The organism is Martelella sp. K41-7 (assembly GCF_055808365.1).
On sequence record NZ_CM147867.1, the window covers coordinates 4,170,187 to 4,191,310 of the forward strand.

Here is a 21,124-nt window from a genome sequence, read left to right on the forward strand (position 1 = left end):
CCCGTCAGTTTCTGAGGGAGTTCTGCCATGCGTTTTAGTCAGGTTTCCCTGAAAATTTCAGCGGGTATACTTGCCGTTGCCTTGCCGGGAATGGCCTTGGCCGACCCGACGAAAACCGATCAGATCGCTGTTGACGACCCCTCCCGGGACGTGCGGCGCGTTGCGGTCGAGATGCGACCTTTCCCGCAAGAAATCGTTCGCAATTGCAAAATCGGGTATGGCCGCCCCCTTGCCGTGGTCGCGCCTGTTTCGGGACGGCTGGAACTTGAAATCGCCAATGGTCACCAAGTCGAGCCAGGCGATGTGATTGGGCGCTATGACACCTATGCGCTTGAGCGGCGGGCAGAGGAAATCCGGTTCGATCTCGACTATGTCAAGGCGCGTCTTGCCTACAGAACCGGCTCCTATCAGGAAAATACCCGTGCCATTCAAAGTCTCGACGAAGACGAAAAGGCGGGGGTGCGGGACTATCTCGCGGCCCAGTTTGCCGAGATGAAGCGCCTCTATGGCCAGGGTCGGCTGGCATTCGGGCGCTATCAGGAGGCGCAGCGCAAACTCGATGAAGCCGATATGGCGCTTGAGCGTGAACGGCACCAAAACGCACTGGAGCGGCAGGAGTCCGACCTTGAAGTGACCCGGCTGACCCATGATGTCAGAAAGCGCGAAAATGCGCTTGCCGAAGTCATTTCCAAGCTCGACAAGGCAATTGTGAAGGCGAGTGCGGCAGGGCGGCTCGTTGATGTGGAAACCAGCACTGCCGCAGATGGCAAGCTGACGGTCGATGAAGGTGATCGTCTGGCTTTGCTGGTCGATCCCGAGCAGCTTGGAGCGCGGCTTGAGTTTGACAGTGTCGAAATGCGCCTTGTGCGCAATGCCGACGTCACCGTAACGCCGAAACCCGACGGTACGCCAAGGCCTGCTGAAATTTCCGCCTTTCATCCGCTCGAAAATCCGGCTGAACGCGCCCGCGGAGAGCTGGCCACTATCGTCGAGGTTGCTTTCCGTGACCCCGCCGGGATAGCGCTTTTGAACCAGACGGCAACCTGTCGGTTCACCAGACCAAGCATCAGCCAGGAGCCCGCCGTGCCGGTTTCCGCGGTCGTGATTCAGGGCGACCAGACCTTCGTGCGCAAGGATGAAGGAGGGCAGCCGAAGTTGGTCAAGGTGGAGCTCGGCGAGATGTCTGATGACTATATCCGTGTCATCTCCGGCCTCAACCCAGGTGATTTTGTCCTTGATTAGGCGCCCAATGCCGATTGGACGCCGGTTGCCCCGCCGGCGGCGGGCTTCCGCTTTGGCCGGGCTGGTCTTTTGCGGCGGCGCGGCACTTGCGGGCTGCGCTTCGACGCAGCTTGAAGAAACGGTGAAGCGGATCGATGTGATGGAAGCTGAACTCGATGCTCCGCCGCCGGTGCCGCCGGATGACGGGAAGGCCCTCGGTCCCTCGGAGCTTCTTACCAGCGCAAACAGTCGGGGCAAGGACTTCATGCGTGCCCGCATCAGCCGTGCGCATGCGGTTCTCGAACTGGACGAAGTGAAGTCGGCCCGCTATCCGCGCATCAGCGCAGAGGCGCGGCAGATTTCGACATTTGCAGGTGATCTCGACAAGATCGATCATGTGTCGAACATTGTCCTCGGTGTGAACTGGGATGTTTCCCGGGCGTTGTTGCGGCTGGACCGTAGGACCGTAAAGGTCGCAGGACGGCTCATCCCCGTACAATATCAGGTGGCGCAGCGTAATGCGACGCGGGAGCTTCTGGATACCTATAACGAGTACACGGAACTCGATATCCAGCGCAAGAATGTCGCCCTGAACCGGGAAGGCCTGCAATGCCGCGTCGACGACATGGAGGTTGAGGTGGCGCTTGGCAATTCCAGTCCACTGGAGCTTGAAACACTCAGAGACCAGATCGACGCTGCCCGTCGCGAGGCGATGGCTGTTTCACGCTCGCTCACATCCAAGCGTGATGAATTGCTCGGTCTGTCCGGGCTGGCCGAGGGCGGCTATGAGGTCGCCCCGGGGCGTTCGGTGCTGGCGGCCTTGTCGGATTACCCTCCGTTCACCAGCGATGATGCAGATGCGTGTTTTGCCGATTCGGGCAAAAAACGGCTGGAGGATTTGCTTGTGGAGGCGGCGGCGGCGCAGCTCGATATCGCCAAACAGTCCCGTTTCTCGCGGCTGACGACGTCGATCCCGAGTTTCATGACCCAGACCGGCGGTTTCAATCTGCAATTCCTGATCTCATATGTTCTGCCGATCATCGACGAGGGGGATGCGCTGCGCATGACCCAGCAGGCACGGCTTACCCTGCTCGATACCATCCTTACCGCGCGCGACAACCGGCGCGCCTTCATGAGCGATTTTGACTCGTTGCAGCTCGAAATCGCAGCAGGAGAAAGCGAACTTGCGGCTGCGAGTTCGGTGCTGGCGCGGGCCGAGCGGCTGCTGAAAGGTGTTGAACCGCTGGAGCAGTGCTCTGCGCAAAATGACGTCAGCAAGGCCAGAAGGGCGGTCGAGGCAGCTGAATACAGGATCGGCCGCCTCAAGGCGGATTTGCAGCTTCTGTGCGCGCCGCCCGGCGAAAGGCGGGATGATGCGCGCCAGCGGGGGGCTGCTGAATAGGCACTCTTGAGGCCAGCACAAAAAAAGCGGCGCCAGGCGCCGCATTTTCAGGAGGATGAGGAGGAGGGCGGGCTCAGGCCCGCTTCTGCAGTTCCTGCTGGTCCGGATCACGAAGCACGTAGCCGCGACCCCAGACGGTTTCTATGAAATTGGTGCCGCCGGCGGCATTTGCGAGCTTCTTACGCAGCTTGCAGATGAAAACGTCGATGATCTTCAGTTCGGGCTCGTCCATGCCGCCATAAAGGTGGTTCAGGAACATTTCCTTCGTCAGCGTGGTGCCCTTCCTCAGCGAGAGCAGCTCGAGCATCTGGTATTCTTTGCCCGTGAGGTGAACACGCTGGCCGTCAACTTCGACCGTCTTGGCATCGACATTCACGGCAAGCTCGCCGGTGGTGATGATCGACTGGGCGTGTCCCTGGGAGCGGCGGACGATGGCGTGAATGCGTGCTACCAGCTCTTCCTTGTGGAATGGCTTGGTCAGGTAGTCGTCTGCACCGGATCCGAAGCCGCGCACCTTGTCGTCGGTGCCGGACATGCCGGACAGGATCAGGATCGGTGTGCCGATCTTGGAAACGCGCAGCGCCTTCAGCACTTCATAACCCGACATATCGGGAAGATTGAGATCGAGAAGGATGATGTCGTAGTCATAGATCTTCCCGAGGTCGACGCCTTCTTCCCCGAGATCTGTCGTATAAACGTTGAAATTCTCGCTCTTAAGCATCAGTTCGATGCTTTGAGCTGTGGCACTGTCGTCTTCGATTAAAAGAACCCGCATGTCTTTCCCCTTGAACCGCCGCATTTGAAAGGTCTGGTGTCGCCCCGACGCGATACGGACTCAGTGATGACCTGATACCGAAGCTGCCATTTAATGGTTAACAAATTCTGATTCATTTTGGCAAGGCGCACATAATTTATTAATGAACATTGCAAGGTCGTTGATTTTATTGATTTTTTTGACGAAAAGAATCAACAAAAAAGATTAACCAATTTGACTAAGTGACTCTATCGACTCGCAATTTTTCGGTTTTTTGTCGCTTTCGGTTTACCGACCCTTAAGTGATGGAGACTATGATCTTTCATGACTGTAAATGAAAGGTTACCGGGATTTCGAATTCGTTAATCATTCTCGAAAGAGGAGACGCGAGTCAGAAATCAAAGGGGGCGCCTTTCGGCAATGCGTTCGTCAGCCGGGGAGTTTTGCGTATGAAGGCACGAAACAGTCTGTTGCGTCTGAAGGCGTTTCAGGTGAAGGAAAAGAAAAGGCAGTTGCAGCAGCTGCAACTTATGATGGATGAGTTCGGGCGCATGTCGGACGAGCTCCTGCAACAGATCGCCGCCGAAGAGAAGAAATCCGGGATCACCGATCCCGCCCATTTTGCCTATTCCACCTATGCCAAATCTGCGCGTCAACGGGCGGACAATCTCGCTGTCTCCGTGGACGACCTGCGCCAGCAGCGCAGTGTCGCGGAAGCAGAGCTTGCCCAGATGGAAATCGACTATGAGCGGGCCGCCGCCCTGGAAATGCGCGACAATCCGAGCAGGAAACGCGCCTGATCGTCCGCAAAAGGTTGGCATAAACGCAGGCAGAAAGGCCGCATCCTCTGGGTGCGGCCTTCTTCATTTCTGGATAGCCTGACAAAAAGATCTAAAAGAATGGCGCAACCGCCTTTTATGACGGGAGCGCCTTGTGTCTTCTGGCCATGCCCGGGGCTTGATCCCCGACCGGTTTCGGATGGTCAGTTGCGATATTGCTGGATACGTGTGGTTCGCAGACCGGCAAGACCGTGATCATCAATCGAAGCCTGCCAGGAGAGAAACTCCTCCACTGTCAGGCAGTAGCGCTCACAGGCCTCTTCCAGGCTCAACAGCCCGCCACGCACGGCCGCAACCACCTCGGCCTTGCGCCGGATGACCCAGCGTCTTGTGTTGGAGGGAGGCAGGTCTGCAACGGTCAGCGGACTGCCATCGGGACCTATGACGTATTTTGCGCGAACGCGGGCTAGCTCGGTCATCGTACTCTCTACACAAACTCACAACCTATGACCGCAAGCTAGCAACACACTTTTAAAATTTGCCTAAGGGCGGGGTAACGCTCTGGTAACCAGAAAAGCCTGTCTTTCAGGAGAAACGGGCGAACTGAGGGCACAAAAAAAGGCGGAACACTGTCCCGCCTGTCGTTCATCCCGATACCGGCCTGCCGTTGCGGCCTAGAACCCCGTTCCGCGTCCGATTTCCGAGCGCAGCGTTGCAACGAGAATTTGCATGTCGAGCTTGAAGCTGTAGTTTGACACATAATAGAGATCGCACATGATGCGCGCGCGTGCTTCACCCCGCCGTGTGGTCGGGCCACGCCAGCCCCTGATCTGCGCAAGGCCGCTCAGGCCGGGGCGCATAATGTGTCGCTGATGGTATTCCGGCACGAGCTCTTCAAACAGCATCCCGCTGGCCAGCATGCCGATGGCATGGCAACGCGGACCGATCAGCGACATGTCGCCCTTCAACACATTGATAAGCTGGGGGAGCTCATCAATGTTTGAGCGCCGCAGGAAAGCACCCATCCTGGTGATGCGCGGATCGTTTTCGACAGTCTGCTTGATGCCACTTTTATCACCAAGATCTGTGCGCATAGAGCGGAACTTGAAGATGTTGATCTTCTTGCCGTGGCGTCCCCAGCGCAACTGGCTGAAAAATACGGGGCCGGGACTGTCCAGCTTGATCAGGATTGCAACGACGATAAACAGCGGAGAGAGCGTCACAAGCGCCCCGAAGGACATGACGATATCGAACAGACGCTTGAGTGCGCACTGGAATGTACGTCTTTTCGACGTATCAGAAATGACCAATTCGTGGCCAAATGCTCGTTTTGGCAAAGTGTTTACTTCTGAAATATGGGCCGTTGACATGGCCTGAAAATCTGCCGCGCTCACTGGGAAACCCTCGGAAGTGGACAATTACGTTGACTATTAATAAATTTTGAATGTGCTGACATATACCCTGTATTGCGCGCGCTGTCATCAGTTTCAGCCCTGTTTTTGAGCGCCTGCTGTTGAATCTGAATCCCTTGCGAACTTTGTCTTGTTTCATATCAAGCGCAGGTTGCACGACGTGTCAGCTGACTTTCGCCCTAATTATTGAAAATCATGATTTTTTTCTTGGAAAAATTTGTCCGTTGTTTTGGGCACTCGTCTTTTACGTGCCGACCTGCGGCCTGAGTCATGAGGTAAGCACGATGGAGTTATGCGCCAGGCGCATATCTTGGGTTGGCGATGAAACGTTCTTTCGCTGAAAGGACCGACAAGATCAGCTGCGAGTGCCGAAACGGAGGCGGAGCGAAGGTCGCTGTTCTTGCGCGCTTTTTATCCGCGATCGCGAACGGCCATCTCCGGCTCAGCAAGGGGCGATGTGGCAAGACAGAACCAAGCCCAACACGACACCGCCAGTAGGCGGAAAATCACAACTTTAATATCTAAGGAAAGAATGGAGCGGGTGAGGCGATTCGAACGCCCGACCCCAACCTTGGCAAGGTTGTGCTCTACCCCTGAGCTACACCCGCTCATCATACCGGTCAGGGGTAAGTGTTTGACCGGCGATGTCACCGTCTCGGCGACGAGGGCGTATATGGCCTAACCCGATTTCAAATGCAACAGGCAAATGACGGATTTTTGCATTTTTTTGCGGCCACGAAATGTCGCATTATTTTCAATTTATTAGCGCGGTGCCGGCGAAGTATCCGGCGCGGGAGGACGCGTGGTGACGCTTTTTCGGGTTGAAGGCGTGGTTTGTCGATAACCCGCAGCGTCGGTGGTGGTTGAAAGGCGCACTTGTTGTCCGGTTCCAGCTGTCTGGAAAGGGCTCAGAAACGGGGTGCTTTCGGTCGTCCGTTTCATACTGGACAAGTGCAATTTTCGGCGCTAACAAGGGTGCTGACACGAATTTGCAAGCGAAAAATGGGGTTTTATCGCATGTTTGGCTGCCTGGTGGCTGAGCTCTGACCCGGCCAGCAAAAGACGTGATCTCGTTTTCACAACAATCGGGAGGAAATAGACATGACCGATATCATGCTGGTTGCCAGTGGTGACCTGCGCGAAAGCGCCAACACAAAATGCTGGCCCGCGCAAAAGGCGATGGAGGACAAGCTCGCCGCCGTCGTCGCTGAGATGGGGCATACGCTGAAACGCGCCCATCCGGAAAAGCCCGCTGGCCATGGCTTCATTGCCACCCAGCGCGAGGGCATGGATGTTTTCAAGTCGATCGATCCCGATGCGCCGATCATCGTAGCCGAGGCCGTCTGGCAATATTCGCACCACGTGCTGCCGGGACTGTCTTCCCACAAGGGGCCGATCCTGACGGTCGCCAACTGGTCGGGGCAATGGCCAGGCCTTGTCGGGCTATTGAACCTCAACGGCTCGCTGACCAAGGCTGGTATTGGCTATTCCTCGCTCTGGAGCGAGACCTTCGAAGATGATTTCTTCCGCAGCGGCCTGAAAAGTTGGCTCGACACCGGCACGATTGCCCATGACGAAAGCCATGTCCGCCCGTTTGACGCGACGACCGTGCCCACCGAAATTGCCGGCCTGGCCGATGACATTGCCGCCGACATGGCAGGCAACAAGGTCATTCTCGGCGTTTTCGACGAGGGCTGCATGGGCATGTATAATGCCATCATCCCGGACGAAATGCTGATGCCGCTCGGTGTGTTCAAGGAGCGGCTGTCGCAATCTGCGCTGTATCACGCTACCAAACAGATCTCCGATGACGAGGCCCGAGCGGCTTACCAGTGGATGCTCGACAAGGGCATGACCTTCCATTTCGGTGCCGACCCCAAGGAAGAACTGACCGAGGATCAGGTCATTGACCAGTGCCGGATGTATATCGCGGCGGTCCGTCTGGCTGATTTCTTCGGCTGTGAGGCAATCGGCATCCAGTATCAGCAGGGTCTGAAGGATCTGTTGCCGGCCTCCGATCTGGTCGAGGGCATGCTCAACAATGACGACCGTCCGCCGGTGGCCCGTGAGGATGGCTCGGTCATCCGCGAGGGGCAGGCGATCGTGCACTTCAATGAAGTGGATGAATGTGCCGGTCTGGATGCAGTGCTGACCAACCGTTTGCACCGTGCGCTTGGGCAGCCGGTGGAAACCACGCTGCACGATTTGCGCTGGGGCGACGGCGACAAGTCGGGCTCGCGCGACGATTTCGTCTGGGTGTTCGAGATTTCCGGTGCGGTTCCGCCGGCCCACCACGAAGGCGGCTGGGCCGGTTCAGAAAGCTATCGCCAGCCGGCGATGTTCTTCCCCTTCGGTGGTGGCACACTCAAGGGCTATGCCAAGCCCGGCGAAATCGTCTGGAGCCGTATCTTCATCAAGGACGGTGCGCTTCACATGGATATTGGTCGGGGGCAGGCGGTTGAGCTGCCGCCGGAAGAATGTGAGCGCCGCAGCCGCGCCACGGACTATCCCTGGCCGATCATGAATGCGGTTTTGACCGGCGTTTCGCGTGATCAGATGATGGCTCGCCACAAGGCCAATCATATCCAGGTCGCCTATGCGCTTTCAGCCGAAGAGGCCGACAAGGCGATGATGGCAAAGGCCGCTCTTGCCGCGAAGATGGGCATGACGGTCAGCGTCTGCGGCGTTTGAGGCGTCCTGCCGCGATTTTGTTACAATGGCCCTGCGCAAGCGGGGCCATTGTTGCATTTGGCTGCGAATGGTGGTGAAACAGGCGCAACCTTGCTGACCGCGCCGAAAAGTGTCTTCCGCCATGACCGCACCCAAGACGTCCGACGATCTCTTTGCCCATCTTGATGCGCTCGGTATTGCTTACGAGAACCGCGAGCACCGCGCGGTCTTCACCGTCGCCGAAGGCGATGATCTGCGCGAGGAAATTCCGGGCGGTCACACCAAGAACCTGTTCATCAAGGACAAGAAAAGCCGCTATTTTCTGCTGACCGTGGAAGAATACGCGACCGTGGATCTGAAACAGGTCCATACGCTGATTGGCGCGTCGGGTCGGGTGTCCTTCGGCAAGCCGGATGCGATGATGGCATATCTCGGCGTTGAGCCGGGGTCGGTCACCGCGCTCGGGGCCATCAATGATACGAAACATCAGGTGACGTTTATTCTCGATTCCGACCTGATGGAGAATGAAATTATCAACTGTCATCCGCTGCGCAATTCGGCAACAACCTCGATCCAGCGCGATGATCTGCTGCGCTTCATCCGGACGACGGGGCACGAGCCGCTTGTCTTGAAAGTGACAGCGTGACACACGATCTACAAACAAAGACGGAACGGGCCTTTCGGGCCAGACGGGGAGAATTTGATGAGCGGTTTTGACAATCCATATGGCGGCGCCTTTGGCGGTCAAATGAATGTAACGGCCGATGGCGCAACAAATGACGCAACGCCGCCCGGCGGGCTGATCAAGGACACGACGACAGCCGATTTCGGCAAGGATGTCATCGAAGAATCGCGCAATCAGCCTGTGCTGGTCGACTTCTGGGCGCCGTGGTGCGGCCCGTGCAAACAGCTTGGCCCGATCATTGAAAAGGCGGTCAACGGCGCCGGCGGCAAGGTCAAGCTGGCCAAAATGAATATTGACGATCACCCGGCGGTTGCCGGCCAGCTCGGCGTCCAGTCCATTCCGGCTGTCATCGCGTTTTCCAATGGCCAGCCGGTCGATGGTTTCATGGGCGCCGTGCCCGAAAGCCAGGTGAATGAGTTCATTGCCAAGCTTTCCGATGCCAGCCCGTCTGAACAGGATCGCAAGGCCGAAATTGCCTCGGCGCTCGATCAGGCCGAGCAGCTTCTGGCCGAAGAAAAGCTGCAGGAAGCCGGCCAGCTTTTTGCCGCCGTCATGCAGGCCGACCCGGAAAACCCCAAGGCTCTTGCCGGTATCGGGCGCTGCATGGTCGCAGCCGGCCAGCTCGATCGCGCCAAGCAGGTGCTGGATCAGGTACCGGAAGAGCTGAAAGAGGACGACGCAATCAAGGCGCTTGCCGCCCGCATCGCGCAGATCGAGGAAGCCCGCAAGTTCGGCGACCCGGCAGTTCTTGAACAGGCGCTGGCCGATAATCCCGATGATCACGCTTCCCGCGTGAAATTAGCCAAGGTGCTGAATGCGGAAGGCAAGCGTGAAGAAGCGGCCGATCATCTGTTGACGATCATGCGCAAGGATCGCGAATTCGAAGATGATGGCGCGCGCAAGCAGCTTGTCGCTTTCTTCGAGGCCTGGGGTCCGAAGGATCCGGCGACGATTGTTGCACGCCGCAGGCTGTCCACGATCCTGTTTTCATAAAGAGATTGTGTCATGCAGGTTGGCAATGCCCGATATATCACCCGCAAGGATCTGCCGGACGTCGTTCCGGTCTTTCCGCTGACGGGTGGTTTGCTGCTGCCGCAGGGGCAACTCCCGCTCAATATTTTCGAACCGCGCTATCTGGCGATGGTGGATCAGGCGGTTACCGGTAACCGGCTGATTGCCATGGTTCAGCCGTCCCACCATGATGATCTCGCTCAACGTCGACGATCAGACGCCGCTTTCCAATATCGGTTGTGTCGGGCGGATCACCTCGTTTGCTGAGACCGGTGACGGCCGTTATCTTGTGGCGCTGACCGGCATCTGCCGGGTTCGGCTGATCGAGGAGGTGCGCACCGCCAAGCCGTTCCGCAGTTTCGAGATGACGCCGTTTCTCGGTGATCTCAACCTCGAGGCGCAGGAGGCCGATGTTGATCGTGCCGCCTTGCTTGAGGCCTTCCGTGATTATCTCGATGCCGAGGGGCTCGATACGGAGTGGGAGCATATCGAGCAGGCGAGCAATCTGACGCTGGTCAACTCGCTTTCGATGATGGCGCCGTTCGGCCCCGCCGAAAAGCAGGCCTTGCTGGAAGCCCCGGATTTGAAGAACCGCGCTGAGATGTTTGTCGCGATCATCGAATTTGCGCTTGCCGGCGACCCCGGCGGCAAGCTGCAATAGGTGCCCCGAGCGATGAAATCCAAAGATCGCGCAATCGATCCGAAAATGCTGGAGCTTCTGGTCTGTCCGGTCACCAAGGGCCGGCTCGCCTACGACGCCGAGCGCCAGGAGCTTGTTTCCGAAAAGGCGCGGCTGGCCTATCCCATCCGCGATGGTGTTCCGATTATGCTTTCCTCTGAGGCCCGGCCCATCGAGCCTTAAGCATTCGGAAAGGCTTGAGCGATCTTGTTCGTGACGGCACTTGCCGATAGCCAAGCGCTTGACTACGCTTTGCTGCAACAGGGGTGGCGAGAGCGATGGCGCGCAAAATCATACCGGGCCCGGCAGGCGACGAATTCTATCCGGTCCGGATCGAGAAGGTTTATTTCAAGCGGGGCGATCTGATTGTCGTTGATGCTCCGCTTTACGATCTGGCGACTGCAAACGGCCAGCAGATGTGCATCCGCGCCAGCGAGAGCGGGAAGACGGTGTCCGAGCCTCATCCGGCAGGCACGATCCTGCCCTCACGTAAACCTCTGGCTGAGATAGACGTTAGGTGGGGCGGGGACGTGTCGGAGGCGGGTGCTGATGAAGACCCTGAAGCGGTGACTGCGACAGCCTCGCTGCGGCGGGTGGATTTGCACACACCCGTGGACGCCGAGCTCTACCCGGCAACTATCCTGAAAGTGCATGCAGAGCCGGGCGGGCGCATAGAACGTGGCAGCAGGCTCTACACGATCGAAACGGCATCGGGTGCGGAGATCCCGCTTGAGATGCCGCTCTCCGGTCGGATCCTTTCCAGCAACGACAAGCGCAACCTGACGCGTCAACGGGCGATTGCGGTTCTTGAGCCCGACGAGGACGACCCACTCGCCGCGGCACTCGGGACAGCAAGTGGTGTTTATCTTCTGGCGGGTGGTACTTTTGCGAGCAACGGCGGCGAGGCTGATGCAAGCGATGAAGAAGAGGTTGTAGCGGCACCGCAGACAAGCTCGAAGCGTTGGGGGTATGGTTTCATCGCCGGGCTGTGCATTATTGCCCTCGTGCTCGCCTCAGGCTGGTATGTTTTGACCTATGTGCCCTACGATCTCGATGGCAGTCATGCCGAGACCTATTATGGAAAGCGCGTCAACGACGATCTGCTGGGCGGAAAACGCCGGCTTTTCACATCGGACGAACAGCAGAGGGAATTTGAAGAATGGCTCAATTCCTGAGCGGGGGCGGGCCGCGGCGGCCGCTTCGTTGTCCTATGACCTTTCAGCGGCCTCACGCAGGATGCTGGCGCTTTTCGTCGTGGTATTGCTGTTCCTGCCGGTGGCAGCGATGGCGGAAGGCGAGCGTGTCATCGTGACCGAAGGGAATCAGTACAAGGCGACGTTCACGCACCCGCTCCTTGATGAGGATGTCGCGCCTGCTTCGACCGTGATGATCTTCTGGGATGCCGAGCTGACGATGGGGCTTCTTTCTGGCGAGCCGGTGTTTTCTACCCGGTTTCGCTACAGTCTCGAGGATTATCTTTACGCTTTGCCGAGCCTCGGTCCGGGCAATGTCCAGCTCTGGTCGCCGGGTGGCGCGGCTGAGGGCAGTGCCGCCTTGCCTGATGGCGCCCCGCTTGTGTATCCCCACGCGGTCAGTCTGGTTTTTCGCTTCTATGTTGAAAGTCAAAATGCCTTTGTCGGCATTGTTCAGAACGTGGTGGCACCGGGCCAGTCCGGGGAATGGGCTTTCAATCTGCCGAAAAGTCCGGATTGGTCAGAGACTTTTCGCTGGGAAAGTGGCGTCGCCAAGGGCGAATGGCTCTCCGAAGAGACTGCGAAAAGGGTCTGGGACGAGGCTTTGCGGCCAGACGGCGTCCGCATCGCCGGTATCGAATGGTCGACGGCCGACCTGATGGCATATCTCGCCGAGAAAAACATGCGCAACCGCGCCATCGCCGCAGCTGAAGCGGTCAATCGCCTGCTTTCCGGCGCCGAACGCAGTTTCGGCTATGATATCGAGGCGATGCGCGAGGACCCGAAGCAGTTCGAAGAACCTGCCTTCCGGCCCGCAGTGCCGCTCGCGCTGTTGCGCAAGCTTGAGCGCCTTTTCAATCTGCCGGAAAGCCTGAAGCATGGCGATCCGACGGCCTATAACCAGGCCCGCGACGATGCCGCCGCAATGATGGCGCTGTTGGAAGAAGATGTTGCGTCCTATGAGGATCCCGGACCTCTGCGTGCAGAGCTTCCCAGCGGAGTGGAGATGATTTTCGAAGAAGACGGCCTGCAGCCGATCTTTGTCGAATTGCCACTTGTCTTTACGCTCATTGATAATGGCCGTGAGGATGTCGACCGCGTGGAGTTGACGATTACCGACAGTTCCGGTGTCGCCTATGCGCAGACGGTGGATCTGGTCAGCGGCGGCACCCGTTTCGAGCCTTCCGTTAGGCCGGGGGGCGTGCGGATTGCGATCAAGGCGCTCGGTGAAGGCGCGGTTGGTCAGAACACCTGTACGATCATGGTGCAATCAACCGTCCTCAAGGGTGCTGCAGTTCAGGAATACAGCCTCAGGGCGGGTGAGACGGCGACACTGCTCGTCTTTGCCGAGGGGAGATAGGAGCGTGTGGGTGTATCTGTCCTTGTTGAATTGGTTTCGTTGCGCTGCCACGGGCGTGTCAGCTGCCATTTTTTGCCTCGCCGTTGTTCCGGTTGATGCGCGGGCGCAGACGGCCGCAGATCCCGTCTTGGGGCGCGAAGCCGGGGACAATTCTCTCGCCGCAATCATGACCGGCATCGATCAGGTGGTCTGCAGTGCGACCGTGATTGGCCCGCGCCATGTCATCACGGCGGCGGCCTGTGTCATCGATCCGGGCACCGGTGAGGTCATTGCGGACCGGCAGGTCATGCCGCGCCTCGATCTCAAAGAGGGGAACATTCCTGTATCGCGCCGCTTTATCATGCGGGTCTATCTGCCGGTCGAAGAAGCCCCCTTTGGCCCGGGCCGTTCGCTGGATGGCCAGATCGCGATTGTCGAGGTTGGCGAGCTTGCCGGTCGCGCGCCATTCGCTTCGGAGACAGATGAGGCGGTCTTTCGCCGGCACAGTGCTGCTCTGCAGGATGATGTACTGGCTGTCCGGTTTTACGATGCGGCCTCAGGCGCGCCGATGCTGAGCCGCGCATGTGCGGCACTGTCGATCGGGGCGGGTGACAGTATGTCACTCAATTGCACGCTGTCCGATGCCGCAGCGGGTGCGGCTATACGCTCGGCTTCCGGCGTTGTCGGGATCTATCTCTCTTCCGGTCGCGGCCGTTATCTCGGAAAGGCAGAGGCAGAGGCAATTGGCCGGGTTGTAACCGGCGTCGGCTCACCTTTCTTTCGCGCGATCGAAGCCGATCCCAAGCTCTTCATCACATTTGTGCTCACCAACAGGTGCGAGGTTCCTGTTGATTATAGCGTGCTGTACCGGGCGATGGATGCGGCTGAAAGCGGAGCGTTCACGGAAGTTTCCGGCCGTGTTGACGCCGGGGAGAGCCGCTTCGTCGACCTCATGACGGATAACGGCGTTGTCTATATGCGCGGCACTGCCGGAAACGGCGCGTTCGTGTGGGAGGGCGGCCGGGTCTTTGAGGGCGGGCGTTATTTCAATATCCGCATCAATGGCTGGGGCGACTATTTCCACGCGCTGAACTGCAACCGCGGATAAGGCCGCCGGATACGACGGGCCTCCCGTTGGTCTCATCCGGCATAGCCCTCGCGGCAAAGCCGTTCGAGCTCAGCCCGGTCGATCGTGTCGAAGCCGAGGGCGGGCAGGAGGTCGTTGTCGCCGGCCAGGTCGTGGCCATAGGCAGCAGAAAAAATCGCCGTGCCAGCCTCATGCAAGGTGGCCGGAACACCGGCCATGCGGCCCAGCGCGCTGGTTGAAACGAGTCCAAAGGGCACATCTTCAAGGATGTAACGGCTTTCGATCGTGGACGGCCCGAGCCCGCCGCGGCCCTCGGCATGCATCTCCTGGTTCATCTCCGAGACCGAGGCGAGGGGCACGTGGAAGGACTGCGAGAAATGCTCGCGCACCGTCTTCACATGCAGGCCGAATTTTTCCGCAATCGCCAGTCGTTCGGCATCCAGCGCCTCGATGAAGCGGCCAACCGCCGGGGTGATGTGTTCGCCCTGTCCCCAGATTTCGCCCTTTTCCATCCGTGTCAGGTTCATCATTGCGATGCCGAGATGGTTTTGCGGGTTCAGATTGGACAGTGCGATCGCCATCAGGCCATCGCGTTTGACGAAACGGTCACCGAAAAGTTCGGTGCAGAGCATATGACCCTCATCCATCGCACTGAAGGGGACGGTTGCCATGTCGACCTTCTGGCGCACGGTATTGACCACGACGGCGCTGTCGCCCTTGCGTCGGGCGGTCAGAAGCGTTGTGCCCCAGGCGATGATCGGCAATCTTTTGCCGGCCTGTTTCAGCGCGCGCGACAGGTAAAGCGCTGCAAAGGAGCTGTGGGAGGAGATGATCACCGGTGTTGCGGGTTTCAGATGATCCACCATCGCATCGATTGCGGCCTTGTGGCCGTTCACCGGCATGGCGATCATCACGAGGTCAGCGCTGGCGACCGCATCTTTGCAGGAACCGGCGACATCCACCGCGCCTTCAAATTCCACTGCGCCGGTGGCGGTCAGCGCGGTGCCTTTGGCAAGTGCAACCGCTTTGGTTCCCGAAGGCGACCACAGGATCGGTGTATGGCCGGCATCGGCGATAAAGGCAGCAAGGCCATAGGCGTTGTTGCCAGCGCCGAGAATTGCGATTTTCATGATGTCTTCGAGCCTTTGTCTTCTACATGTAATTGGTGGGCAACGCGGTTGTGAATTTCATTTCCTCCATGGCGATCGAGGAGTTGACGTCGGAAAATTCCAGCCGCGAGATCAGGTTCTTGTAAACCTGGTCATAGGTTTCAATATCGGGAACCACGATCCTGAGCAGGTAATCCGCATCGCCGGTCAGGCGATAGGCCTCCGTCACTTCGGGGATGTCCCGGATATGCTTGCGGAACTCGTCGAGCCATTCGATTGCGTGGCGCGGCGCCTTGACCGAGATAAAGACTGTCATTGGTATATTGGCCATCTTGCGGTCGATAAGCGCGACCCGCGCCCGGATGAAGCCGAGATCCTCCATCCGCTTGATCCGCCGCCAGCAGGGTGTGTGCGACAGGCCGACCTCTTCGGCGATATCACTGACCGTTCGGTCGGCCTGGCGTTGCAGGATATCGATGATCTTGCGGTCGATCTGGTCAAACATTCTATACGCTCCCCAATGTCACCGACAGGGCGGGACAAATCTCTCAGAATCATCTGAAAATTGAGATGAAAATTTCATTTATCAGGCTGTTTCGACAAAAACTGACGCCGAAATGGGGCAGCAGGTATGGTTTTATTGGTTGGTTGACCCTTGTCAAAACGTGGAAAATTTCGCATGGTCTGCCTAAAGTTTAGCGAATTGTATCTCTTGGGTAAAATTTGTGCATGAGTATGGAATTTATGTCAAGTTGCCGCTATGAAGAGAGTTTCCGCTTTTTGCGTCAATATGTAGGATGAAAATTCTGAATTACCTCATTTTTTGTAAAAATGAGAAAACTATCTTCTGTTAGGTTCGGTACATTGAATATGTTCGTACCTGAAACAGAATTGAGAATAAGACAATGAAAAGGATAGGCCTGATCGGCGGCATGAGCTGGGAGAGCACCGCAGTGTATTACAAGCACATCAACGAGGAAGTCCGGCGTCTGATGGGCGACGGTCTGGCTTCATCGGATCTTTGCCTGCGCTCGGTCAACTTCTCGGAAATCGTTGCGCAGCAGAAGGCAGGGCGCTGGGATCTCGCCGCCGAAACGCTGATTGCGGTTGCCCGCGAACTTGAGCAGTGCGGCTGCGCCATGGTGCTGATCTGCACCAATACGATGCATATTCTGGCCGAAGATATTCAAGCGGCAATCGACATTCCGCTGATCCATATCGCCGAGGTGACTGGGAGCGCCGTGAAGGATGCCGGTATGAGGCGACCGCTTTTGATGGCGACCCGCTACACCATGGAGAAGCCGTTCTATGTCGATTACCTGCGGACCCATTTCGGCCTCGATCCCGTTATCCCGGACGCCGATGACCGGACCACGGTGCATGATGTGATCTTCGAGGAAATCTGCTGCGGTGTGATCAGCAGGGCATCGCGCGAACGCTATGTCGAGATTGTCGGGCGCGCCAAACAAGCCGGTGCCGACTGCGTCATCTTCGGCTGCACCGAGGTCGGCCTTCTGGTTAGTCCGGAAGATTTCGATATACCGAGTTTTGACTCAACGCTGCTTCACGCCGAGGCAGCCGTACGATTCTCCCTGGAAGAAGAACTTTCAGCGGAGGGGAAAGAAAGCCGGCCTCTTTTAATGCATTAGGCTGGCGAAAAGCCGGCGTTCCAGCCGAGAGGGACTGGGCGCGGCATAGAAAAACCAGGAGATCGAGAATGACATTTCGCAATCCGACACGGCGCTCTACTCTGAAAATGATGGGTACGGGTGCAGGCCTTCTCGCCGCACCGTCCATCATCCGTCCGGCCTATGCGCAGGAAAACGTCCTGAACATCACCACCTATGACAAGTTCCTGCCCGACGATTTTATCGATCAGTTTGAAAACGATACCGGTATCGAGGTCCGCATCCGCCTGACGGACGACCAGGGCAAACAATACAACTTGCTGGCCGCTGAAGGTTCCGACCCGACCACCGATATCGTCACCGTTGCCGGTCACCGTCTCAGCCAGTTCATGGCGTCCGATCTCCTTCAGCCGATCGATCCCTCCCGGATTACCACCTGGGACAATCTCGCAGGCCCGTACAAGGGCGCTCCGCAGCTCATCCGCAACGGTGAAGTTTTCGGTGTGCCGCTGCTCGCCGGTTTCGAGGGCATGGTCCGCAACACCGACTACACCAAGAAGTCCGACAGCTGGGACCTGATGTTCGACCCGGAATACAAAGGGTTTACCACCTACATCATCTCCGACTTCCTCTCCATCACGATGAAATATCTCGGCTATGACGGTGATTTCGTGTCCTATGTCGGCAAGCCCGAAGAAGCGCAGGCCGCCACCAATGCCGCGCGCGATTTCCTGATCGAGCACAAGGACATGGTCCGCAAGTTCTATGACGGCGGCTCCGAGATGCAGCAGATGCTGGTCAACGAGGACGTCTATGTGGCCCAGGGCTGGTCCGGCCCTGCTGCCAAGCTGATCATGGAAGACTTCCCGGTGGAATTGTCGATCCCGAAGGAGGGCACCTACGGCTTCCTCTACTCCTTCAATCTCGTCAACCACGCGCCGAATGTGGATGCCGCCTACAAGTTCTTCTCCGCGCTTCTCGCCAATCCGGCAGTCGGTGCAGCCATGACGCGTCAGTCTGGCTTCGCAAGCGCCTTCGGCGGCGTCGACAAGCTGTTGTCCGATCGTGAACGCGCCGCGATCGCGCTTCCGGAAGAACAGATCGCCCGCATCCAGTTCTTCGCGGAAGAAAACCGCGACATGAAGAACGAGATGATCGACAGGGCGGTTGCCGAAATCAAGGCAGCCTGATCAGCGCCTGGCCGGGTGGACGCGTTCTGCCCGGCCGGCTGCAGCAATCGCCGCGCCGCAGCTTTTTAATGTATGGATTTTCAAACAATGACCAAAGATGTTTTGGCCGGTAGCGGTCAGGGCGTGAAAAAGGGACGGACGCGCTACGCCGGATGGATCGGTACGCTGGCCCGTTCTCCGCTTTACCGCGGCACGATCGGCCTTCTGGCTGAAAGCCGGGTTGCCCGGCTTGCCGCCCTGCTTGCCGTTCCGCTTGCCTGGATTGCCTTTTTCAATATCGGCCCGATCCTGCAGATGGCGAATATTTCGCTGCTAGCCAATTACCCGCTGATGGATGGCGACGAGCCCGTCTACACGCTTTCCCAATATGCGCTGTTCTTTCAGGAAAGCCTCTATTTCATGCCCTTCCTGCGCAGCGTTGTGTTCTCCGTGGCGGTAACCGCGGCAACGCTGATCGTGGTCTATCCGGTTGCCTATTATATCGGCAAGGTTATCCGTCCGGCCTCGCGCAACAGGGCGCTCCTGCTGTTGCTGACGCCGTTCTGGGCAGGCGAGATCATCCGCGTGTTTTCCGTCATCATGCTGCTGGCCAATCGCGGCGCCGTCAACGCGCTGTTGCGCGAGTTCGGCATCATCGACCGGCCGATCCCGATGCTTTACACCTATTTCTCGCTGAGCTTCGGCGTCGTCTACCTGATCGCGCTCTACATGCTGCTTCCGCTTTATTCCTCGATCGAGAAGATCCCGAACAGCCTGCTCGATGCCGCGTCCGATCTCGGCGCTGGCCCGTTGCAGCGCTTCCGCCGGGTCATCCTGCCCTTGTCGCGTGACGGCATCGTTTCGGGCTGCAGCCTGGTGTTTCTGACCACGATCGGTGTGTTCGCCGCGCCGCTGCTTCTCGGCGGCCCCAATACCGTGATTTTCCCGGAAATCATCGCCCAGCTTTTCCACGGTTCCAACGACAAATGGCCGGCCGGTGCCGCGTTCTCAATCATCATGCTGTTGATCTCGCTTACCACTGTCGGCCTGTTCGTGCGGGTTGTCGGCGGGCGCAATGTGAAACTGATGTGAGGGGCTGATCCATGCGACTTTATATGAAAAATCCCCAGAACGTCTTCCTCACTGGTTTCTACTGGGCCTTCGTTGCCTACCTGTTCGTGCCGCTGATGCTGATGACGGCGATGAGCTTCAAGGATCTGAACTTCATCTCGTTTCCGATCGATAGCTTCACGATGAAATGGTATGTGCAGGTGGTTCAGGACGAGCAGTTCCTGAGCGCCGTCGGATATTCGCTGATGATCGCTTTTATCGTCACCGTCGTGGCGACTGCCATCGGCGTGTGGATCGCGCTTCTTGCCTCCAACGAGGCAATCTGGGGCAAGGCCCTGATCTTCGCGCTGGCCTGTCTGCCCGCCGTCGTACCGGGCATGATCCAGGCGATTTCGATGCGCATTTTTATCCGCGCGATCGATGTGCCGACCGGGACCTTCGCGATCATCCTCGGCCATACGGTCCATGCCGTACCGTTCGTGGTGATCATGGCGATGACCCGGCTCAGGTCGATGCCGTCCAACCTTGTGGATGCTGCGCGCGATCTCGGAGCAGACAATTTCATCGCCTTCTTCCGCGTCACGCTGCCCTATCTCGGCCCGGCGCTGGTCGGCGGCATGATCTTCTGCGCGCTGACGAGCATCGACGACTTCGTGCGCACCTTCTTCCTGGGCGGCTACCAGACCACCCTTCCCATGCTGATCTTCGCCAAGATTTCGGGCGGCATGTCGCCGGAGATCAACGCCATGGCCACACTCGTCCTCATCGCCACCGGCGCCATCGGGCTTTATGCCGAACGCCGTGTCCGCCGTTCAAGGAACTGAAATGCAACCCCTCGTCCACTTCAAGAACGTCAACAAATACTATGGCAAGTCGCTTGCCGTGAACAATCTCGACCTCCAGATCGAGCGCGGCAAATTCGTCACGCTTCTGGGACCGTCGGGCTGCGGAAAATCGACGTCGCTGCGCATGCTCGGCGGTTTTGAGACGCCGTCGTCGGGCACGATCACACTCGACGGCAAGGATGTGACCCATCTGCCGCCGCATCGGCGCAACGTCAATATCGTGTTTCAGGACTACGCGCTGTTTCCGCATCTGACGGTTGGCCGCAACATTGCCTTCGGCCTTGAGCTGAAGGGCATGCCGTCAGAGAAGATCCACGCACGGGTGATGGAGCTTCTGGAATTGGTGGAATTACAGGACTATGCCGACCGCATGCCCGACCAGCTTTCCGGCGGTCAGCGCCAGCGCGTGGCGCTGATGCGCGCGTTGGCGCCAGACCCGGATGTGCTTTTGCTTGATGAGCCGCTTTCCGCGCTCGATGCCAAGTTGCGCCACCAGATGCAGATCGAGCTGAAAAGCATTCAGGAAAAGACTGGCAAGACCTTCCTGTTCGTCACCCACGACCAAGAGGAGGCCTTGACCATGTCCGACCTGATCGTGGTGATGAACAAGGGGCGTGTCGAGCAGATGGGCGACCCTCACGCGCTTTATGCCCGGCCGGTCAACCGTTTCGTCGCCACTTTCATCGGGGAGTCGAATTTCCTCGATGCCGTGGTTCGCTCGGTTGATGGCAATATCGCCACGCTCGACTGGTGCGGCCATATCATCCACGCAACGCTGACTGGCCCGGCTGCCAAGGTCGGGAGCCATGTCACCGTGGCGTTGAGGCCCGAGGCGATCTACGCCGTCAGCGGCCAGCCGGACCGGAAGATCGCCTTGCCGGGCAAGGTCACCAACCGGCTGTTCAAGGGTAATTTCACCGCGCTGACCGTCGGGCTTCATGAAGGCCAATCGCTCGTCGCCCAGCTTGATCCGGTCGCGCTTGCCCATCTGGAGGGCGATGATGTGTGGATCGGCTGGCGCGAAGAAGACGCCGTAGTGCTCGCCGACTGAAGCCTGCGAATTCGTGAAG

The 21,124-nt window shown here is 58.2% G+C and carries 20 protein-coding genes, 1 tRNA gene and 1 pseudogene; 16 read left to right on the forward strand and 6 right to left on the reverse strand.

The window, feature by feature from the left end; all coding sequences use genetic code 11:
- Positions 1-27 precede the first annotated feature (27 nt).
- Positions 28-1,242 carry an efflux RND transporter periplasmic adaptor subunit gene (locus AC0L7L_RS19775; protein ID WP_473510929.1) on the forward strand — a complete coding sequence of 405 codons (1,215 nt, stop codon included), beginning with the start codon at positions 28-30 and terminating at the stop codon, positions 1,240-1,242.
- A gap of 52 nt (positions 1,243-1,294) precedes the next feature.
- Positions 1,295-2,623: a TolC family protein gene (locus AC0L7L_RS19780; RefSeq protein ID WP_473510931.1), complete on the forward strand. Its 1,329-nt coding sequence runs from the start codon at positions 1,295-1,297 to the stop codon at positions 2,621-2,623.
- Between the two features lie 73 nt (positions 2,624-2,696).
- Here the strand turns inward: AC0L7L_RS19780 and ctrA are convergent, their stop codons facing one another.
- The gene (ctrA, locus tag AC0L7L_RS19785) at positions 2,697-3,398 is read right to left on the reverse strand and encodes a response regulator transcription factor CtrA (RefSeq protein WP_272213854.1); all 702 of its coding nucleotides are present in this window, start codon (positions 3,396-3,398) and stop codon (positions 2,697-2,699) included.
- Positions 3,399-3,826: 428 nt separating this feature from the next.
- On the opposite strand from ctrA, the gene AC0L7L_RS19790 reads away from it, so the two are divergent.
- Complete coding sequence (locus AC0L7L_RS19790; protein ID WP_272213855.1) at positions 3,827-4,177, forward strand: hypothetical protein; 351 nt, start codon at positions 3,827-3,829, stop codon at positions 4,175-4,177.
- 182 nt (positions 4,178-4,359) lie between these two features.
- Here AC0L7L_RS19790 and sciP read toward each other — a convergent pair whose 3' ends face one another.
- The 3 genes from sciP to AC0L7L_RS19805 all read right to left on the reverse strand — a co-directional run bounded on the left by sciP (position 4,360) and on the right by AC0L7L_RS19805 (position 6,176).
- Positions 4,360-4,635: a CtrA inhibitor SciP gene (gene sciP / locus AC0L7L_RS19795; RefSeq protein WP_018065061.1), complete on the reverse strand. Its 276-nt coding sequence runs from the start codon at positions 4,633-4,635 to the stop codon at positions 4,360-4,362.
- 195 nt (positions 4,636-4,830) lie between these two features.
- Positions 4,831-5,466: a sugar transferase gene (locus AC0L7L_RS19800; protein WP_473510933.1), complete on the reverse strand. Its 636-nt coding sequence runs from the start codon at positions 5,464-5,466 to the stop codon at positions 4,831-4,833.
- 635 nt (positions 5,467-6,101) lie between these two features.
- A tRNA-Gly gene (locus AC0L7L_RS19805) sits at positions 6,102-6,176 on the reverse strand.
- Positions 6,177-6,669: 493 nt separating this feature from the next.
- Between AC0L7L_RS19805 and AC0L7L_RS19810 the strand changes: the two genes are divergently transcribed.
- From AC0L7L_RS19810 to AC0L7L_RS19845, 8 genes and pseudogenes are all read left to right on the forward strand, one after another.
- Positions 6,670-8,259: a hypothetical protein gene (locus tag AC0L7L_RS19810; protein ID WP_272213860.1), complete on the forward strand. Its 1,590-nt coding sequence runs from the start codon at positions 6,670-6,672 to the stop codon at positions 8,257-8,259.
- 121 nt (positions 8,260-8,380) lie between these two features.
- A complete protein-coding gene (locus AC0L7L_RS19815; RefSeq protein ID WP_272213861.1) occupies positions 8,381-8,884 on the forward strand; it encodes a prolyl-tRNA synthetase associated domain-containing protein in 504 nt (167 codons plus the stop codon).
- A gap of 57 nt (positions 8,885-8,941) precedes the next feature.
- Entirely contained in the window at positions 8,942-9,916 is a 975-nt protein-coding gene (gene trxA, locus AC0L7L_RS19820) for a thioredoxin (RefSeq protein ID WP_473510937.1), read from the forward strand.
- 12 nt (positions 9,917-9,928) lie between these two features.
- A pseudogene (locus tag AC0L7L_RS19825) lies at positions 9,929-10,595 on the forward strand (LON peptidase substrate-binding domain-containing protein).
- 12 nt (positions 10,596-10,607) lie between these two features.
- Entirely contained in the window at positions 10,608-10,796 is a 189-nt protein-coding gene (locus tag AC0L7L_RS19830) for a Trm112 family protein (protein WP_473510939.1), read from the forward strand.
- 95 nt (positions 10,797-10,891) lie between these two features.
- Entirely contained in the window at positions 10,892-11,788 is an 897-nt protein-coding gene (locus tag AC0L7L_RS19835) for a hypothetical protein (protein WP_473510941.1), read from the forward strand.
- On the forward strand, positions 11,766-13,166 hold the full coding sequence (locus AC0L7L_RS19840; protein WP_473510943.1) for a hypothetical protein: 1,401 nt from the start codon (positions 11,766-11,768) through the stop codon (positions 13,164-13,166). The genes AC0L7L_RS19835 and AC0L7L_RS19840 overlap by 23 nt, the downstream gene beginning before the upstream one ends.
- A gap of 127 nt (positions 13,167-13,293) precedes the next feature.
- Positions 13,294-14,253, forward strand: a complete 960-nt coding sequence (locus tag AC0L7L_RS19845; protein ID WP_473510945.1) for a hypothetical protein — start codon at positions 13,294-13,296, stop codon at positions 14,251-14,253.
- Positions 14,254-14,285: 32 nt separating this feature from the next.
- On the opposite strand, the gene AC0L7L_RS19850 is transcribed toward AC0L7L_RS19845, so the two are convergent.
- Positions 14,286-15,362 carry an NAD/NADP octopine/nopaline dehydrogenase family protein gene (locus tag AC0L7L_RS19850; protein WP_473510947.1) on the reverse strand — a complete coding sequence of 359 codons (1,077 nt, stop codon included), beginning with the start codon at positions 15,360-15,362 and terminating at the stop codon, positions 14,286-14,288.
- A gap of 22 nt (positions 15,363-15,384) precedes the next feature.
- Positions 15,385-15,846, reverse strand: coding sequence for an Lrp/AsnC family transcriptional regulator (locus tag AC0L7L_RS19855; RefSeq protein WP_272213873.1), 462 nt, complete (start codon positions 15,844-15,846; stop codon positions 15,385-15,387).
- Positions 15,847-16,246: 400 nt separating this feature from the next.
- Here AC0L7L_RS19855 and AC0L7L_RS19860 point away from each other — a divergent pair, with 400 nt between their 5' ends.
- The 5 genes from AC0L7L_RS19860 (at position 16,247) to AC0L7L_RS19880 (ending at position 21,105) form a co-directional block, all read left to right on the forward strand.
- Positions 16,247-16,990: an aspartate/glutamate racemase family protein gene (locus AC0L7L_RS19860; RefSeq protein WP_473510950.1), complete on the forward strand. Its 744-nt coding sequence runs from the start codon at positions 16,247-16,249 to the stop codon at positions 16,988-16,990.
- A gap of 68 nt (positions 16,991-17,058) precedes the next feature.
- Positions 17,059-18,159 carry an extracellular solute-binding protein gene (locus AC0L7L_RS19865; protein ID WP_272213875.1) on the forward strand — a complete coding sequence of 367 codons (1,101 nt, stop codon included), beginning with the start codon at positions 17,059-17,061 and terminating at the stop codon, positions 18,157-18,159.
- Positions 18,160-18,246: 87 nt separating this feature from the next.
- Positions 18,247-19,230, forward strand: coding sequence for an ABC transporter permease (locus AC0L7L_RS19870; RefSeq protein ID WP_272213876.1), 984 nt, complete (start codon positions 18,247-18,249; stop codon positions 19,228-19,230).
- An 11-nt stretch (positions 19,231-19,241) separates the two neighbouring features.
- The gene (locus AC0L7L_RS19875) at positions 19,242-20,033 is read left to right on the forward strand and encodes an ABC transporter permease (RefSeq protein WP_473510954.1); all 792 of its coding nucleotides are present in this window, start codon (positions 19,242-19,244) and stop codon (positions 20,031-20,033) included.
- A 1-nt stretch (position 20,034) separates the two neighbouring features.
- On the forward strand, positions 20,035-21,105 hold the full coding sequence (locus AC0L7L_RS19880) for an ABC transporter ATP-binding protein (protein WP_272213878.1): 1,071 nt from the start codon (positions 20,035-20,037) through the stop codon (positions 21,103-21,105).
- The last annotated feature ends 19 nt before the right edge of the window (positions 21,106-21,124 follow it).

Excerpts from the sequence above, each read along its gene's own strand:
- trxA (WP_473510937.1), top strand. The coding sequence starts at position 8,942 with ATGAGCGGTTTTGACAATCCATATGGCGGCGCCTTTGGCGGTCAAATG.
- AC0L7L_RS19860 (WP_473510950.1), top strand. The coding sequence starts at position 16,247 with ATGAAAAGGATAGGCCTGATCGGCGGCATGAGCTGGGAGAGCACCGCA.
- AC0L7L_RS19865 (WP_272213875.1), top strand. The coding sequence starts at position 17,059 with ATGACATTTCGCAATCCGACACGGCGCTCTACTCTGAAAATGATGGGT.
- AC0L7L_RS19830 (WP_473510939.1), top strand. The coding sequence starts at position 10,608 with ATGAAATCCAAAGATCGCGCAATCGATCCGAAAATGCTGGAGCTTCTG.
- AC0L7L_RS19815 (WP_272213861.1), top strand. The coding sequence starts at position 8,381 with ATGACCGCACCCAAGACGTCCGACGATCTCTTTGCCCATCTTGATGCG.
- AC0L7L_RS19850 (WP_473510947.1), bottom strand. The coding sequence starts at position 15,362 with ATGAAAATCGCAATTCTCGGCGCTGGCAACAACGCCTATGGCCTTGCT.
- AC0L7L_RS19875 (WP_473510954.1), top strand. The coding sequence starts at position 19,242 with ATGCGACTTTATATGAAAAATCCCCAGAACGTCTTCCTCACTGGTTTC.
- sciP (WP_018065061.1), bottom strand. The coding sequence starts at position 4,635 with ATGACCGAGCTAGCCCGCGTTCGCGCAAAATACGTCATAGGTCCCGAT.
- AC0L7L_RS19790 (WP_272213855.1), top strand. The coding sequence starts at position 3,827 with ATGAAGGCACGAAACAGTCTGTTGCGTCTGAAGGCGTTTCAGGTGAAG.
- AC0L7L_RS19775 (WP_473510929.1), top strand. The coding sequence starts at position 28 with ATGCGTTTTAGTCAGGTTTCCCTGAAAATTTCAGCGGGTATACTTGCC.
- ctrA (WP_272213854.1), bottom strand. The coding sequence starts at position 3,398 with ATGCGGGTTCTTTTAATCGAAGACGACAGTGCCACAGCTCAAAGCATC.
- AC0L7L_RS19870 (WP_272213876.1), top strand. The coding sequence starts at position 18,247 with ATGACCAAAGATGTTTTGGCCGGTAGCGGTCAGGGCGTGAAAAAGGGA.
- AC0L7L_RS19855 (WP_272213873.1), bottom strand. The coding sequence starts at position 15,846 with ATGTTTGACCAGATCGACCGCAAGATCATCGATATCCTGCAACGCCAG.
- AC0L7L_RS19880 (WP_272213878.1), top strand. The coding sequence starts at position 20,035 with ATGCAACCCCTCGTCCACTTCAAGAACGTCAACAAATACTATGGCAAG.
- AC0L7L_RS19835 (WP_473510941.1), top strand. The coding sequence starts at position 10,892 with ATGGCGCGCAAAATCATACCGGGCCCGGCAGGCGACGAATTCTATCCG.
- AC0L7L_RS19810 (WP_272213860.1), top strand. The coding sequence starts at position 6,670 with ATGACCGATATCATGCTGGTTGCCAGTGGTGACCTGCGCGAAAGCGCC.